We start from the raw sequence: 16,418 nt of genomic DNA, 5'->3' as shown, positions 1-16,418 counted from the left end.
AATGGCGGGAGATCAATTCTTCGACCGTATTCCCCCGCAGAATCTTGAAGCGGAGCAGGCGGTGCTTGGGGCGATACTGCTGCAATCAGAAGCGCTGATTACCGCCATGGAGCGGGTGCGGACGGAAGATTTCTATGACCCTCCTCACCAATTAATCTATGACGCCATGGTTCAGCTCGGCGAGGAGAGTCAGCCGATCGACCTGATTACGCTAACCTCCAAGCTTCAGGACCGCGGGCAGCTTGAGGACATCGGCGGGGTCAGTTACCTGGCTAAGCTGGCTAACGCAGTGCCAACGGCGGCCAACGTCGATTATTACGCCCGGATCATTGAAGAGAAGTCGATGCTTCGCCGGTTGATCCGGACGGCTACGCAGATCGTCAGCGAGGGCTATGCCGGCGGCGAGGACGTAGGCGGCATGCTGAGCGATGCGGAGCGGAAGATACTCGAGATATCGAACAGCCGATCCGGCAGCGGCTTTATCGCGATTCGCGACGTCTTGATGGAAGTGTTCGAAAAGGTGGAGGAGCTGCACCAAAACCGGGGCAATACCACGGGAATCCCCTCGGGCTTCGTCGATTTGGATCGGATGACGTCCGGCTTCCAGCGTAACGATCTGATCATCGTCGCGGCCCGTCCGTCCGTCGGCAAGACGGCGTTTGCCCTCAACATCGCCCAGAACGTCGCCGTTCGGGCCAAGGAGACCGTCGCGATCTTCAGTCTGGAGATGTCGGCGGCTCAGCTCGTTCAGCGGATGATTTGCGCGGAGGCGAACCTGGACGCAGGGGTTATGCGGACAGGGGATTTCAAGAACGACGACGACTGGTCCAAGCTGACGATGGGGATCGCCGCTCTGTCGGAATCGGAAATTTATATCGATGATACGCCGGGGGTAACGGTGGCCGATATTCGCGCCAAGTGCCGCCGGCTCAAGAAGGAGAAGGGCCTCGGGATGATCGTCATCGACTATCTCCAGCTCATTCACGGGCGCGGCAAGCCGGGGGAGAACCGGCAGCAGGAGGTATCGGAGATTTCCCGTACGCTGAAGCAAATCGCCCGGGAGCTCGAGGTGCCGGTCATCGCCTTGTCCCAGCTCAGCCGGGGCGTAGAGCAGCGGCAGGACAAGCGCCCGATGATGTCCGACCTGCGGGAGTCGGGTTCGATTGAGCAGGATGCGGATATCGTGGCGTTCTTGTACCGTGATGATTACTACAATCAGGAAACGGAGAAGAAGAATATCATCGAGATCATTATCGCTAAGCAGCGTAACGGCCCGGTAGGAACAGTGGAGCTGGTCTTCCTGAAGAACTTCAATAAATTCGCGAATTATGAACGCGCGCATAGCGATGCGTTTGCGGGGTAAATTATAAATTAAATAGCGGCATTGTCCTTATATTACAATTTTTCATGCCAGATCCCGAACAATCACGATTTTATACTCGTGATTGTTCGTCTTTTAATTTGACATTGAAAAACGCAATTGTTACACTTGTATTGCTGCCCGAGATCAAAGGAAGCTGCAGCGGCTTTTGAGGCGGTTATCGTTATGGCAGCCGCCGTCATAAGCGAACCTGACGTATGGAATTCAAGCAAGGCAAATTCGGGTGCCTTACGCACCGACGGGGGAATATACATGTCAACAGTAGTCGTTGTGGGAACGCAATGGGGAGACGAAGGTAAGGGGAAAATCACGGATTATCTCGCGGAAAGCGCGGATGTGGTAGCCCGTTATCAAGGCGGCAACAACGCCGGTCATACCATACTTATTGACGGGAAGAAGTATAAACTGAGCTTAATTCCATCGGGCATTTTCTATAAGGACAAAATATGCGTCATCGGTAACGGGATGGTCGTCAATCCGGCAGCCCTTATCGAGGAAATCAACTATATTCAGGACAATGGGTTCTCGACGGATAATCTGGTCATCAGCGACCGGGCCCATGTCATTATGCCTTATCATATGGTTCTGGATGCTCTGGAGGAAGACCGGAAGGGGCCGAACAAGATCGGTACGACGCGCAAAGGGATTGGGCCGGCGTATATGGACAAGGCGGCGCGTAACGGCATTCGTATCGCCGACCTCCTCGATCCGGAGGAGTTCGAATCAAAGCTGCGCCATCTTATGAAGGAGAAGAACCATATCATCGAGCAGGTATATGGCGCTGAGCCGCTGGACGTGGAGGAAGTGCTGAAGCAGTATTTAGAGTATGCGGAGATTGTCCGGCCGTATGTCCGGGACACGTCGGTGATTTTGAATGATGCGATCGATGCGAAGCGTAAAGTATTGTTTGAAGGCGCGCAGGGCGTGATGCTGGACATCGACCAGGGCACTTACCCGTTCGTGACTTCCTCGAATCCGTCCGCAGGCGGGGTCTGCATCGGTTCCGGCGTCGGCCCGTCCAAGATCGATCAGGTCATCGGCGTAGCGAAGGCCTATACGACGCGTGTCGGGGACGGTCCATTCCCGACGGAGCTGGACGATGCGACAGGCGACGCGATTCGTGAGGCCGGGCACGAGTACGGCACCGTTACGGGACGTCCGCGCCGTGTCGGCTGGTTCGACAGCGTCGTCGTGCGCCATGCCCGCCGGGTGAGCGGCCTGACCGGGCTATCTTTGAATTCGCTGGATGTACTGACCGGGCTGGAGACGGTCAAAATCTGTACCGGCTATAAATACCGCGGCGAGGTCATCAGCCATTATCCGGCCAGCCTCAAAATGCTTGCCGAGTGCGAAGCGATCTACGAGGAGCTTCCAGGCTGGTCCGAGGACATCACCGGGGCGAAGACCCTGGCCGATCTGCCGGAGACAACGCGGAACTATGTACAGCGCGTGTCTGAACTGACAGGCATTCCGATCGCGATCTTCTCGGTAGGCCGGAACCGCAATCAGACGAACCAGGTATTGCCAATTTTCGAATAAGGCGGCATGCCATATAATTGATTCGAAAGCGTCATAACATTTAGCCGTTTGGAGCGTTCGTGGAGAACGTCTGCTCCGGGCGGCTTTTTTTGCTGTTCTTTTCTTGCATCGGGAGGTTGAATCGGCCTTCTATCGTCCATACTGGTAGGTAGGATAAGTAGAAGGAGGAATAAGATGAGATGGGCTGCCTGGCTGGCGAAGCTATCGATTACGGTAGTCATCGTCAGCATGTTAACCGTCGCTACGACGGGTTATGTCGTCAATTGGTATATTCGGTCGCTGCTGAGCAGTTATAACATACCTCTCGAAGTGGAATCGTTAAGCTTGGGAAGCATGATGAAGGGGATGCTGGGCTTTGGAGGGAAAGGGAGCACAGGTAAAGGCACAGGAAACAGGACCGCTGGCGGTAATGGCTTGGACAAGGGTTCGGGCAGTTCGGACAATGGAAAAGAGAGCGCCAGGGTCAATCCAGGCATCGGCAGCAGCGCTGGGGGAAGCGAGAATGGGGAACCCGGCACGGATGGGGCTGCCGGCGGGCAAATGAGCGGAGATGCGAATGGAAGGGATGACGTGCAAGGCAATGAGGCTGCAAACGGCAATGGCGGCGGAGATGACCGTGGATCGGGCCGCGGATCTGAGCATCCTGATGGCGATGGCATGAACACGGGGGAAGGTATTCCCGAGGACGCACTTCCGGTAATGGGCGGTATGGCGTCCGGACAATCACAGCAATCGCAGCAGTCCCAGCAGTCGCAGCAGGGGGCTCTCGGGAGCCAGGATCAGGCGGTCGTTATTTCGCCGGAGGATCTGTTAGCCAAGAAGGATGAACTGCCCAATCAGCAAAAGGAAGAAATTTTTAACATTCTGATGGCTAAGCTTCCGGAGGACGAAATGCAGAAGATGACTGCGGCAATGGAGGGCGGGTTGACCGAGGCTGAAATGATAGAAATTCAGCAAGTTCTATCCAAGCATTTAGATAAGGAGCAGTACGCTAAGGTCATGGAAATACTAAAAAAATAATTGGATAATGCACTAACAATATAGTATGACAGCGATTCCATTCACAGAATTGTAAATAAAATACCTGCTGGTTAATTTAGCAAAAAAACGTTAAGCCCGCTCTTGGAGCGGGTTTTTGGCATTTGTGAACAGAGTTGAAATTCAAGACGCTCGTATGCTAAAGTAAACGATAGCGATTAATGGTTAAAATTTTGAAACTATTTTCTGTCGAATAGTGTCTACTAGAAAAGGAGATTTACCATGAAAGGGTTCAGGGGAAAACTCGGGCTCGGTCAGCTTACGAAGCGGCTTCAGCGTGTATTTCAGAGCATCAGGCCGAACCATAATCTAGCGGCGACCAAGCAAGACGAAATAGATAGTGTGAGCGTAGAGAGCAAGAGTATTCATAGCACGAGCATTGATAGTATGAACATTGATAGTACAAACATAGAGAGCACAAACATGGATACTATGAATACAAACAGTATCGATGCAGCTGGCTTGAACACAGATGGCCTGATTACAGATCGGCAGGGTATGAGATTACGGAGAATCAAAATCGGGGCTATAGCAGCCGTCCTTGCGACAGGCACCTTCCTGGCGGGATATCAATATGTGCAGGCGAATACGGTGACTTATTACCGCGTCATGATCAACAACGAGGAGATCGGGGAGATCGAGAGCGAGGAGCAGCTGTTAGCGCTCTACAAGCGTAAGGGGCAGGAGTACGCTGAGAAATACCCGCAGGCGGATATGGTAGTTAATACGAAAGGCATTACAACGGTCGAAGCGAAGAAGTATAAAGCCAAAATCGATGCGGACGCGACCCTCGCCAAGCTGAGTGAGAGGCTGACGGGTTATTCCCGCGGGGTAGAGCTGAAGGTCGACGGCAAGACCATAGCGATCGTGAAGGATCAGGCTACGGCCAACGCGATTCTGGAGCAGGTGAAGGGGAAATACGCACCGGACACTTCCTCCAATAATGCGGCTTCCAAAATTAAATTAGTGAGCAGCAATCCGAACGCGGCCAAGAAGAAAAACGGCGTAACGGTGGAATCCGCTGAGATTGTGGAGGAGGTTACGCAGGCTGCCGTGAAGACCGATCCGAACAAGGTGCTGAGCGCCGAGGAGGCGGTGCAGCGCATCACGGAAGGCAGTGAGGCTGTGATCACCTATACGGTTCGCGAGGGGGATACAATCTCCTCTATCGCCAAGCGCTATGGGGTGACCCAGAAGGAACTGTTCGCGAATAACCCTGGCGTTCAGGAGAAGACAATGCAGATCGGTACGGAGCTGAACGTAAAGGCGTTGAAGCCTGCGCTTACCGTAAAGACGGTGGAGCTGGTATCCGAGGAAATCGTCACCGAGCCCGAAGTAATCATTCAGAAGAGTGCGGATATGAAGGCGGGCGAGTCCAAGGTGGTGGCCGAAGGGGAAAGCGGCCTGAAGATCATGGAATATCGGCTGACTAAAGAGAATGGCGAGGTGGTCACCGAGGAATGGCTTGGCCATGAGGTCATTAAGGCATCGTCGCCGCGGATCATCATCAAAGGCACAAAGATCGTCGGTGAGGGAAGCGGCCAGTTCGCATGGCCGGTATCCGGCGCTCGGATGACGAGCAGCTACGGCGAGCGCTGGGGCCGAACGCATAAAGGCGTCGACCTCGTCTCTTCGAATCGGAATATTCTTGCCGCGGATGAAGGAGTTGTCAGCTTCGCAGGCGTCAAATCCGGCTATGGCAATGTTATCATCATCAATCATAATAACGGATATGAGACGCTGTATGGGCATCTGAGCAAGATCAGCGTAGAGAAGGGCGACATCGTAGAGAAGGGCAGCAAAATCGGGGTTATGGGCAGCACAGGGCGCTCTACCGGGACGCATTTGCATTTTGAAATTCATAAGAACGGCAACGTGCAAAATCCGATGAAATATCTATAGTATAAAGGCAGTTAAAAAGTCATGTTCAAATAAAAATGGCCCGCGCGGCCGGTGTTCCCTCAGGAGCACCGTCACGCAAGGCCATTTTTTTATATCAATTCGCCGCAACAGCTTCGACCTCTTGCTTGTCTTTCAACTGGTGTTGACCTGATACCACGACCTGATCTCCCGAGGCCAAGCCTCCGATGACCTCCTGATGCAGTTCGTTGAGGCGTCCGAGCTCCACCTGCCGTTTCTCGACTTTGCCGCCGGAGAAAATGTAGACGTAGGTGTTGCTCTCTTCCCGGATAATCGCCGTAGTTGGGATGGTGAGCACTTCCTGCTCCGCTTCATCGGTCAGCCGCAGCTGCACCTTGGTTCCGGGCTTAAGCGCCAGATTGGCGTTGTCTGCCTGCAGCTCCAGCTCATAGGTTCTGTTCATGGTGTCCATAATGTCCGCGAAATAGACGATTTTTCCCTGGAGCAGCTGTTCCGGCTGATCGCTCGCATAGAACGAAAGCTCGGTTTTGCCTTTCAGGAGCTTGGCGTTTTCTTCCGTGATGTTCGCTTTGATTTTGACCGGGTTGATCCGCTGAATTTTGCCGACGGCCCCTTGGGTTATGGTCATGCCGGGCTCAATCGAGAAATCGGTCAAGATGCCGCTGATCGGCGCAGTCACTTTATAATTGTCCAAGGTGCGGTTGATTTGCTCGATATCGATTTGTGCCAGCTTAATCTGATCTTTCAGCGGCTGCAGGGCATCCACATCGTCTTGCCCGGCAAACTGGCCCTCTTGCAGATTTTTCTGGGCCGTGCGGAGCCCGATTTCCGCTTTTTGCTTCTGCAGCAGTACATCGGCCGGATCCAGTTCAAACAGCAGTTCCCCCTGTTTGACCTGATCACCACGCTTTTTCAACGCTTTAAGCACGTCACCGCTCGCTTTGACTACAATATCCCGTTCCGCTGAAGCCATCACTTCGGCTACCGTCTCCTGCGGCGCACCAATGCTTCTCTTTTGAACTTCACTGATCTTGACAGACGGCTTCTGAACAACGGCCTGCTGCACGTCCATTTGCGTTTCCTTAGGGGCATTGCAGCCGGACAGGGCCATTCCGGCCATGGCCAGCAACGCGCTGCCCATCATAACTTGGATCCATCTTTTGTTTCTCATTGACTTACCACTCCCTCACTGATGTCGTCGGATGATTTATCGACTCGGCCTCCTCTGCGGAACAAACGGCCCATCCGGTTCTTAAACGATTCAAGCAATTCGTAGACGACCGGAACGACGACCAACGTCAGAATCGTCGATGAAACGAGCCCGCCGATCACGACGACGGCCATGCCTTTCGAAATGATAGCTCCGCCTTCGGTAAAACCAAGCGCAAGCGGCAGCATGGCAACCATCGTTACGACCGCCGTCATGATAATCGGTCTTAGGCGAAGCATGCCCGCTTCGATTAAGGCGTGGCGAACGGTGTAGCCTTCGTCGCGGAGCTGCTGCGTCCGGTCGATAAGCAGAATCGCATTGGTCACGACGATCCCGATCAGCATCATGAAGCCGATCAGCGAGGTGATGCTCAGCGCTTCGCCGCTGATCAACAGGCCAAGTAAACCGCCAATTACAGCAAGCGGCAGCGAGAACAGGATGACAAACGGTGCGCTCAAATTGCCAAAAGCAATAACCATGATGAGATAGACGATAAATACGGCCGCTGCCATGGCGACAAACAGCTGGGAGAAGCTTTCTCCGATATCTTCGTTAATCCCGCCGACTTCGCGCGACACCCCGTCAGGAAGCTCGACCTGATCCAGAGCCATCGCCACTTGAACGGCAACGCCGCCCTTGTTTTGGCTGTCGATTTTGGCGGTAATGTTCACAACCTGTTCCTGGTCGTTGCGCTGAATGCTGGAGGCGGCATTGATCATGTTCAGCTTCGCCACTTCCTTCAGATAAACGATGGAGCCGCTCCCCGTATGGAACGGAATGTCCCCCAGCTTGGACAGCGTATCGATGCCCGATTTATCCAGTTGGACCGTTGTCGTGTAAGTGATGTTATCCAGCTTGACATCACCGATTTCATCCTCGGCCAGCCAGCCGGCGACAGTTTGCTGTACCGTAGAGGCGCTTAGCCCGTATTGCCAAGCTTTGTTCTGATCGACTTCGATTTCAAGCTCCTTCTTGGCATCGCTGAGGGAGTCCTCCACTTCCTTAATTTCCGGAAAGTCCTTCAGCTTCTCCTTCAGCAGCGCGGAAGCTTCAACCAGCCGATTGAGGTCGTCCCCCTTCAAGGAATATTGGAAGTCGGAGCCGCCTGCTGAATTGCCCTCCAGGGATCTAACGTCCAGTTCAGAGTCTACCGGCAATTCGGCCATTAAAATGTTTTTGTACTGCTCCTGAACAGCTTTGACGTTGCTGCCTTCGCTGACTTCGGTGAAAATCTGCGCCCGGTAAGGTGTTGCCTCCGTGGAGCCGTCAAATCCGATCAGCGATTCGGTAAAGGTAAATTGCGGCTGACCATTGGACATTTTCGCATGATGCAAAATATCCTCCATATCTTTGACTTTGGCATCCATGGTTTTCAAAGAAGTCTCGTACGGCATCTTAATGACGAAGTAAAACTGCCGCGGAGGCTCTTCCTCAGGCATCAAGGTGATGGATAAGAACGGCAGCGTTCCGATAATTGACGCGATGAACAGAAATCCTGCGGCCAGCAGCGTTTTGATCCGGTGGCGCAGCGACCATTCCAGGACACGGCGGTAAAAAGCCGTCGAACGCCCAGCCTTCTCTTCATGATGCTTGATCTTGGCTCCGCGGAGCACCAGCACCTTCGCCAGCATCGGAATCACCGTCAATGCCACGAGCAGCGAAGCCAGCATGGCGGTGGACAACGTAATCGCGAACGGCTGGAATAATTGCCCGACCATACCGCTGACAAAGGCGAGCGGGGCAAAAACCCCAACCGTCGTCAGCGTGGATGACGTAATGGCTGCGCCGACTTCGCGGGTGGCCAGCTTAATGACCGATTCGCCGCGCTCCTGCGCTTTCTGCAAATGCGAATATATATTTTCAATAACGACGATACTGTCGTCCACGACCCGGCCGATCGCGATGAACATACCGCCGAGCGTTAGAATGTTCAAGGAAATGTCCAAGGAATTCATAACGAGCAGCGTAATCAGGATTGAAAGCGGAATCGAGACCAGGACAATCAAAGTCATGCGCATATTCCGCAGGAACAGCAGGATCACGAGCGCCGCCAGCAGCGCGCCGGTGAGCCCTTCATGCACCATTCCGCTAATGGAGGAACTGACTAGTTCCGAAGTGTCATAAATCGTCTTAAAGCCGATATCGGGAAGCTTCTGCTCCCAGTCTGCGAACAGTGACTCGACTTCCCTCGCGAAATCTACAGCGTTGGCATCGCTCGTTTTGTACAGTTGGATGCCGATGGCTGGCTGCTGATTCAGGCGAGCTATGAAATCCGATTCCGAGATCGATTCGACCTTGCCCAGCTGATTCAAGCGAACCCGGGTGCCGTTTGCGGTCAGCAGATCCATGTTTTCCAAGCTATATACGCTGTTGGTGTCGCCCTTTACACGGGCCATCAAGGAGCTGCCATCGAGATCGACGGCGCCTGCCGGCAGCGAAGTGAGGTTTTGGCGAACCTGGCCGGATACATGTCCGGGAGTAAGGCCAAAGGCGTTCAGCTTCCCGGCATCAAGCTTGATGGTAAGCTTCGTCTCCCGCGCTCCGATTTCGTCCATGTGGTCGTAGCCGGGGATCGATTCCAGTTCGGGCTTGATCTCATTGGCATACCATTGATCCAGATCCGTCTGGCTCATGCCATTTTCGCCATAGATGGCGAAATAATAAGCCGGAATTGAGGCGAAACCGAAGGTGGCCACTTTCGGAGTGCTGGCCGAAGCAGGAAGATTGACCTCTTGCAGCAAGCTTTCAATATCTTGCTTTTTCTTTTCGGGGTCGGACTTTTCGGTCAACATGACCATAATGGTTGCAAAGTTGTCGCTTGACGTAGAGTCCAGCGAGGTAACTCCCTCCATGTTGGCTATTTTTTTCTCTATGGGTCTGGTTACTTGCTCCATGACGTCGCTGGGAGACCCGGGATATTGGGCCGTTATGTATACCATGGGAATCGAGATGTCCGGCATGATCTCCGTCTTTAATTTCCCAGCAGCATACAGGCCACCGCCAAACAACATGATGATCATGATAAACAAGGCGCCTGTATTTTTCATGGAAAAATGAATTAGTTTGTTCATGGTAATCCTCCTATCTTAAGAAAGACTACCGAATAAATGTGAACTGAGTATGAATAAATAAGAAGTCAACTTTAAATTTAATTCGCATAGATCAAAGAAACTATATTGCTTAGGACGGCAGGGTGACGGTGATTTCCGTTCCGGCCCCGGGCTTGCTGCGCACTTCGATATGGCCGTGATGCAGATCCACGATTCTTTTGACGATCGCCAGGCCCAGCCCGTTGCCATTATGAACCCGGTTGCGCGAGCGGTCCGCCTTGTAGAACCGTTCGAATATCTGGGCTTGATCCCCGGGCGCAATGCCGATTCCCGTATCTTTGACCGTCACGGAAACCTGGTGGATGCCCCGCCGCACGTCAATGGCGATTTTGCCGCCTACCGGCGTAAAGCGGATGCTGTTCCCCAGCAGGTTGATCCACACCTGATCCAGCTGGTCACGGTCGCCGCAAATTTTCACAACGGGCAGCTCCAGATCGATCGCAATGGATTTGGCGGCCCATTGCGGTTCAAGAGCGACAGCCGTTTGCCGGATCTGTTCATCGAGCCGGAATGTAACGGGACGGAAAGGATGATGCTTCGACTCTAGCGAGGCCAGCTGCAGCAGGTTGTCGCTCATCCGGGACATTCGTTCGCTTTCCGCGATAATGATGTCCAAATAACGATCCCGTTCCATAGGGCCAAGCGCATCGGTCTCCTTCAGCGCCTTGGCGAAGCCGCGGATGGACGTGAGCGGCGATTGAATTTCGTGCGAGACGTTAGAGACGAAGTCCTGGCGCATCTCCTCCATTTGCCGCAGCTGCCGCCGCATTTCGTTAAAGCTCTGCACCAGGACGCCCAATTCGTCTTTACGCCGCGCTTTCAGTTCGCTGCTGAAATCCCCTTTGGCCATCCGTTTCGTCGCTTCCGTCATTCTGCGCAAAGGCTGGATCAGAAAGGCGGCTTCCACGATAAAAAACAGACTGCCGCCCACCAACAGGACAGTGATTCCGGTGAGGATCATGCCGCCGATCGGATAACCGACCTGGCTGTTCGAGCTTGGATCGATAAACATGGCATAGGTTTGCCCTTGATGGCCGAAAGGCAGCCCCACATAGGCATGTCCTTCGGAGGTAGTTCCCTTCACGATTTCCCCTTGAAGCACGCGCTCAATTTGCTCCCGGCTTATCTCGATTAGTGAATCCGAGCCGTATTTCTCTTCGGACAGGGAGCCGTCAAAAATTTGCATACTGACCATACTTGCCAGATCCTTGATGTCGTCCATCACCAGGGCCCGGCGGTCGTACCCGACCCGCTCGAAAATCCGGATCAGGCTTTGGCCGAGCGTAATCATGTAGTTCTGGGTTTGATCCTGGATCTGACGCTGGTATAAATAGCCGATAACCATCGTGGAGGTTAGCAGGCTGACGAGAATGGCGACTAGAAACATCACGACGATACGGACGTATAGCGATTTGATCATTTGTCCACCACAAGGCGGTAGCCTAGCCCGTATACGGTGGCGATATGAAAGGAGTGAGTCTCCTCGCTGTTTGCGGCAAAGCGTTCGCGCAGTCTTTTGATATGGACGTCGACCGTGCGGTCATCCCCTGTATAGTCTGGACCCCAGATTTGTTCAATCAGCTGCCCGCGGGTAAAGATCTGCCCCGGATAGCTTCCGAGCTTGAACAAAAGCTCGAACTCCTTGGGAGGGAGCATGATTTCTTCGGATCCACGGATCACTTTATAGCTTTTGCGGTCGAGCAAAATGTTCCCGAGCTGAATGCTTTGGGAAGAAGCGATTTTATAGCGCTTGAGCAGCACTTTGATCCGGGCCACCAGCTCGAGCGGCTCAAACGGCTTCACGACATAATCGTCGGCACCCAGGTCAAAACCCTTTATTTTCTGCCCCGTCTCGCCCTTCGCAGTAACCATAAGCAGCGGTGTATCCGGGTACAGGCGGCGCAGCTCGCCGCACAGCTCCCAGCCGTCCATGACCGGCATCATGATGTCGAGCACAACCAGATCAACGATTTCCTGCTCCATCATTTTCAGCGCCATGGCGCCATTTTCAGCCTGGATGGGACGTAATCCTTCCTTCGATAAATAGAGACAAATCAGTTCGCGTATATGGGGGTCGTCATCGACGAGCATAATGGTGGTCATAGGCTTAATTTTCCTCCTTAAGTGACTGGTAAAAATAAGTGAATGTATGTATGATCTAAAGCGATTGGGGCAATTGCCGCCAATGATAGAGTAACAGTTTTAGGCAGAGGCATTCAATATTTGCTCTAGGCTTCCCGATAGCTGATGACACTGAGGATATGGTAAGATAGAGGAAGAGTGGCCAAGGCCTGAGAGTTTGGGGTGAATCGCAGCAATGCAAGGTAAAATTCTAGTGGTGGACGATGAGCGTCCAATTGCCGATATTTTGAAATTCAATTTGGAGAAGGAAGGGTACGAGGTCATCGTCGCTTTCGATGGAATCGAGGCTGTAGAGCTGGCATTCAACGAGCAGCCGGATCTGATTCTGCTGGATTTGATGCTGCCCGGAAAGGACGGCATGGATGTGTGCAGAGAGGTGCGTGCCCGCCTGCAGACGCCGATTATTATGCTGACCGCCAAGGATGGGGAAATCGATAAGGTGCTTGGACTGGAGCTTGGAGCGGATGATTATGTCACCAAGCCGTTCAGCGCGCGCGAGCTTCTTGCCCGGGTGAAGGCGCAAATGCGGCGCCAGCAGCGGCCGGCTCAGCTGGAGGGCGCCGAAGGCAAGCAGGGAATCAGCTTGTTCGAGCTGTTCATCGATACCGACATGTACACGGTATACAAGAACGGTGAACCGTTGGATCTGACTCACCGGGAGTTCGAGCTGCTTCATTACCTGGTGAAGAATGCCGGGAAGGTGATGACCCGCGAGCATCTGCTGCAAGCGGTGTGGGGGTATGACTATTTCGGGGACGTTCGCACGGTGGACGTAACGATTCGCCGGCTGCGGGAGAAGATCGAGAGCGACCCGAGCAAGCCCGAGTATATTTTGACCCGGCGCGGCCTCGGCTATATGATGCGCAGCTCCAAGGCGGGTGGATTCTAGGATGAATCTGCCCTCCTTCTTCCGTACGATCCAGGCTAAGCTGATCATCATTTACGTGCTTCTGATCCTGATCGCCATGCAATTGATCGGGGTCTATTTCGTGAGCGCAATGAAAACCTCGCTGACCAGCAACTTTACGAAGGAGCTGCAGGAGCGAGCGGCATTGCTATCGGTACTGGCTGCGCAGAACTTGGGGGTTACCGGAGAATCGGCAGATGCATCGCTTGATAATTTGAGCGTTCTTGTCAACAATTTATTTAATATTAACGGCGCTGAAATCCAGGTGCTCGATGCGAGCGGCCGGGTTCTGACGACCTCCAAGCCGTCGCATGCGGATTACGTCGGCAAGAAGAATACGCAGACCGTAGTCAGCAGGGCGCTGCAGGGAATACGGGACAATGAAGAATATATGATCGATGAAGATAACGTCCGCAAAAAGGTAGTGGCCAAGCCGGTCGTCCGGGACGGCAAGACGGTGGGCGCCATCTATATTGCGGCGTCGATGACGGAGCTTTATAGCACGATGGAGCGGATCAACAGCATATTCATCTCTGGCATATTGCTGGCGCTGGCCTTGACCGCCGTGCTGGGCGTGATTCTCTCCCATACGATTACATCGCCCATTAAGGAGCTGACCCGGCGGGCGACGGCGGTGGCTGAAGGGCAGTTCCATCAGAAGATGCCGATACTCGGCAACGATGAGATCGGTCAATTGAGCAAGGCGTTCAACTATATGACAAGCCGGCTCCAAGACGCGCTCGCCCAGAACGAGGAAGAGAAGGAGAAGCTCGCTTCGATTCTCACCAATATGAGCGACGGGGTCATTGCTGCGGATGAGAAGCGTCAGGTTATCCTGATGAACCGCCGGGCCAGCGAGATGCTGCGGGTTCAGGAGCAGGAGATCAGCGGCATGGATATTATGACGGTGCTGCATTTGCCGCTGGAGGAGCGGGCGATGCTGGAGCGGGGAACGATGCATTCGGCCATACTGGAGATCGATTCTCCCGAAGGGGATACGTTCCTGATCCGCGTAACGTTTACTCCGATCCACCGCCGGGAGTTCGGCGTGAGCGGGACGATTGCGGTGCTGCAGGACGTGACGGAGCAGGAGAAGCTCGAGGCTTCCCGCCGGGAGTTCGTCGCGAACGTCTCCCACGAGCTGCGGACCCCGCTGACGACGATTAAGAGCTATACGGAGGCGCTGGAGGATGGCGCCCTGCAGGACCCGGAGCTTGGCCCGCGGTTTGCCTCCGTGATTCAGAACCAGACCGAGCGAATGATCCGTCTCGTTACGGATCTGCTGCATTTATCCCGGCTTGATTCGAAGGAAGCCATGCTGCGCAAGCAATCCACCGGGGTGCTGGAAATGCTGGAGGAGGTCGTGGACCGCTTCTCCTTCCAAATGCAGGAGAAGGGGATTCATCCGGAGATTTTTATTGAGGAAGGCGTGGATACGGCCTGGATGGACCGGGATCAAATCGATCAGGTGCTGGACAACCTGATCTCCAATGCAATGAAGTATACGCCGGAGGGCGGGAAGATTGCATTTGAGGCGCGCCGGATCGATGACGGGATGATCGCCATATCCGTTCAGGATAATGGAATTGGCATACCGAAGCGCGATTTGGAGCGTATTTTTGAACGGTTCTATCGGGTGGACAAGGCGCGGGCCCGCAATATGGGAGGAACCGGTCTCGGTCTGTCCATTGCCCGGGAAATTGTGAAGGCTCATGGCGGCACGATCACATTGGACTCGGAGCTGGGGGAAGGCACTAAGGTAACCTTTACACTGCCTACACGGGATCAAGGAGGCGAAGGACAGTGAAGGAAACGGTGAAGTCTCTCTTGCTTGCCTTTCTTGTCGCTTGCAGCCTGGTACAGAGTTATTTCTTGATTTATCGGCTGCCTGGCAGCAACCCGGTGGTCAAGACGGAGAATGATTATATCAAGACCGAGAATATGGGAGCGGAGATGCGAGCGGAGGAGCTTATATTCCCCGCGCAAATATCCGTCCACATGGGCGATAACCGGCATACGGTGTTCTATCCCGATTCGATGTTCTACGACCTGATTTATTCGCGCCTGAAGGGCCGGATGTTCGAAGGGTTCCAGCGCATCGCGGTAGATAATATGAACTGGTCGGAAATCCGCAGCAGATATGCGGGTGTGGAGCTTCAGTTCGGCAGCGGCGTACCCGTATCGCTTCTGCAGAAGGTGATGCAAATTTCGGCGGATTCGTTGTTCGAGGAAGAGAGCATTAACCGGGTGTTGATCTATAACGGGGAGAATGAGGAGCGCGCGCGCGTGTTCTTCTTCAGCTCCCATGGAGATGTCGTATATGAAGCAACGAAGGCTGATCTGACGGTGCAGGACGTGAGGCAGCAGGTCGATTTCGGCAAGGATTGGATTCCGTATACGCTGCAGGATGGCTACTATGTTCCAGAGAAGCCCATTGATATGGTTGAGACCCTGCTGAAGGTAGGCGTGTTCTCGACCGAGCAAATCCAGGGCAGCCTGTTCTTTGACCCGAGCATTACGAGAATTATCCGGGAGAAGGACGGCTCGGAGATTTATACGGACAGCAGGCGAAGCCTGCAGGTAAAGCAGGATGGGAACTGGATCAATTATACCGATCCGGCGGCGCCGGCCGCAGGCGAGAACAGCCCTGCCAGAAATGCGCTGTCCGCGATCGACTTCGTGAATCAGCATGGCGGGTGGAACGGCAGCTACCGTTTGGAGCAGGTGGACGGCCTGGACGAGATGAATTCGGTCATCTTCCGCCAGTATTTCGGGAACGGGCAATTCGGCGCTTTTCCAGTGATGGATTTCAGCTCGTTCCGCTACGGAACGATTTCGCTTGCCATGCGCCAAGGGACGATTACGGGTTATGAGCGTTCCTTGCTGTATGTGAAGGCGGGCGATTGGGACAAGCAGGTCGTTCAGCTGTCCGGCGGCAAGGAGCTGAAGGACAAGATCAGTAAGCTGAAGGGCGTCGTTAATCTGTTCCCGGCCTATCTTCCTTCGCTTAGTCAGGAAGGGCTGCTGCTCAGACCGGCATGGATCGTTGAGCTGAGCAGCGGTGTGATGCATGAGCTGAAGTAAGCGCATTGCGTGCCGGATCAGAGGCTCCGCAGGGGACAAGCAGAGGTGCGTAATTTACAGGTATGGACAACGAAACCGCAAAAATGAATGTTCGCCAGCTTGAAAGGTATCCGTGCGGTGACGCCA

11 protein-coding genes are annotated in these 16,418 nt (G+C 53.9%); 7 read left to right on the top strand and 4 right to left on the bottom strand.

Annotated features, from left to right (window positions below; translation table 11 throughout):
• Position 1 precedes the first annotated feature (1 nt).
• The 4 genes from dnaB (at position 2) to BN2762_RS07630 (ending at position 5,860) form a co-directional block, all read left to right on the top strand.
• Positions 2-1,363 carry a replicative DNA helicase gene (gene dnaB / locus BN2762_RS07645; protein ID WP_055106412.1) on the top strand — a complete coding sequence of 454 codons (1,362 nt, stop codon included), beginning with the start codon at positions 2-4 and terminating at the stop codon, positions 1,361-1,363.
• Between the two features lie 270 nt (positions 1,364-1,633).
• Positions 1,634-2,920 (top strand): adenylosuccinate synthase, encoded by a 1,287-nt coding sequence (locus BN2762_RS07640; protein ID WP_055106489.1) that lies wholly within the window; start codon positions 1,634-1,636, stop codon positions 2,918-2,920.
• 174 nt (positions 2,921-3,094) lie between these two features.
• Positions 3,095-3,940: a hypothetical protein gene (locus BN2762_RS07635; RefSeq protein WP_055106411.1), complete on the top strand. Its 846-nt coding sequence runs from the start codon at positions 3,095-3,097 to the stop codon at positions 3,938-3,940.
• A 240-nt stretch (positions 3,941-4,180) separates the two neighbouring features.
• Positions 4,181-5,860, top strand: a complete 1,680-nt coding sequence (locus tag BN2762_RS07630) for a peptidoglycan DD-metalloendopeptidase family protein (RefSeq protein ID WP_055106410.1) — start codon at positions 4,181-4,183, stop codon at positions 5,858-5,860.
• Positions 5,861-5,954: 94 nt separating this feature from the next.
• Here BN2762_RS07630 and BN2762_RS07625 read toward each other — a convergent pair whose 3' ends face one another.
• The 4 genes from BN2762_RS07625 to BN2762_RS07610 all read right to left on the bottom strand — a co-directional run bounded on the left by BN2762_RS07625 (position 5,955) and on the right by BN2762_RS07610 (position 12,262).
• Positions 5,955-7,010, bottom strand: a complete 1,056-nt coding sequence (locus BN2762_RS07625) for an efflux RND transporter periplasmic adaptor subunit (protein ID WP_055106409.1) — start codon at positions 7,008-7,010, stop codon at positions 5,955-5,957.
• Entirely contained in the window at positions 7,007-10,120 is a 3,114-nt protein-coding gene (locus BN2762_RS07620; protein WP_055106408.1) for an efflux RND transporter permease subunit, read from the bottom strand. The genes BN2762_RS07625 and BN2762_RS07620 overlap by 4 nt, the downstream gene beginning before the upstream one ends.
• Positions 10,121-10,229: 109 nt before the next feature.
• Positions 10,230-11,579: a sensor histidine kinase gene (locus BN2762_RS07615; RefSeq protein ID WP_055106407.1), complete on the bottom strand. Its 1,350-nt coding sequence runs from the start codon at positions 11,577-11,579 to the stop codon at positions 10,230-10,232.
• On the bottom strand, positions 11,576-12,262 hold the full coding sequence (locus BN2762_RS07610; RefSeq protein ID WP_055106406.1) for a response regulator transcription factor: 687 nt from the start codon (positions 12,260-12,262) through the stop codon (positions 11,576-11,578). Before BN2762_RS07610 ends, BN2762_RS07615 begins: the two co-directional genes overlap by 4 nt.
• A 214-nt stretch (positions 12,263-12,476) precedes the next feature.
• Here BN2762_RS07610 and yycF point away from each other — a divergent pair, with 214 nt between their 5' ends.
• From yycF to BN2762_RS07595, 3 genes are read left to right on the top strand one after another with little or no spacing between them, the layout of a single operon-like run.
• On the top strand, positions 12,477-13,190 hold the full coding sequence (gene yycF / locus BN2762_RS07605; RefSeq protein WP_055106405.1) for a response regulator YycF: 714 nt from the start codon (positions 12,477-12,479) through the stop codon (positions 13,188-13,190).
• A 1-nt stretch (position 13,191) separates the two neighbouring features.
• Positions 13,192-15,015, top strand: coding sequence for a cell wall metabolism sensor histidine kinase WalK (gene walK / locus BN2762_RS07600; protein ID WP_055106404.1), 1,824 nt, complete (start codon positions 13,192-13,194; stop codon positions 15,013-15,015).
• Positions 15,012-16,292, top strand: coding sequence for a YycH family regulatory protein (locus BN2762_RS07595; RefSeq protein WP_055106403.1), 1,281 nt, complete (start codon positions 15,012-15,014; stop codon positions 16,290-16,292). Before walK ends, BN2762_RS07595 begins: the two co-directional genes overlap by 4 nt.
• The last annotated feature ends 126 nt before the right edge of the window (positions 16,293-16,418 follow it).

It is taken from the genome of Paenibacillus ihumii (assembly GCF_001403875.1).
Lineage (GTDB): Bacteria > Bacillota > Bacilli > Paenibacillales > Paenibacillaceae > Fontibacillus > Fontibacillus ihumii.
The sequence above is the reverse complement of the archived record's forward strand: the minus strand, read 5'-3'. Positions and strand labels throughout refer to the sequence as shown.

Excerpts from the sequence above, each read along its gene's own strand:
- BN2762_RS07610 (WP_055106406.1), bottom strand. The coding sequence starts at position 12,262 with ATGACCACCATTATGCTCGTCGATGACGACCCCCATATACGCGAACTG.
- dnaB (WP_055106412.1), top strand. The coding sequence starts at position 2 with ATGGCGGGAGATCAATTCTTCGACCGTATTCCCCCGCAGAATCTTGAA.
- BN2762_RS07635 (WP_055106411.1), top strand. The coding sequence starts at position 3,095 with ATGAGATGGGCTGCCTGGCTGGCGAAGCTATCGATTACGGTAGTCATC.
- yycF (WP_055106405.1), top strand. The coding sequence starts at position 12,477 with ATGCAAGGTAAAATTCTAGTGGTGGACGATGAGCGTCCAATTGCCGAT.
- BN2762_RS07615 (WP_055106407.1), bottom strand. The coding sequence starts at position 11,579 with ATGATCAAATCGCTATACGTCCGTATCGTCGTGATGTTTCTAGTCGCC.
- BN2762_RS07620 (WP_055106408.1), bottom strand. The coding sequence starts at position 10,120 with ATGAACAAACTAATTCATTTTTCCATGAAAAATACAGGCGCCTTGTTT.
- BN2762_RS07630 (WP_055106410.1), top strand. The coding sequence starts at position 4,181 with ATGAAAGGGTTCAGGGGAAAACTCGGGCTCGGTCAGCTTACGAAGCGG.
- walK (WP_055106404.1), top strand. The coding sequence starts at position 13,192 with ATGAATCTGCCCTCCTTCTTCCGTACGATCCAGGCTAAGCTGATCATC.
- BN2762_RS07625 (WP_055106409.1), bottom strand. The coding sequence starts at position 7,010 with ATGAGAAACAAAAGATGGATCCAAGTTATGATGGGCAGCGCGTTGCTG.
- BN2762_RS07640 (WP_055106489.1), top strand. The coding sequence starts at position 1,634 with ATGTCAACAGTAGTCGTTGTGGGAACGCAATGGGGAGACGAAGGTAAG.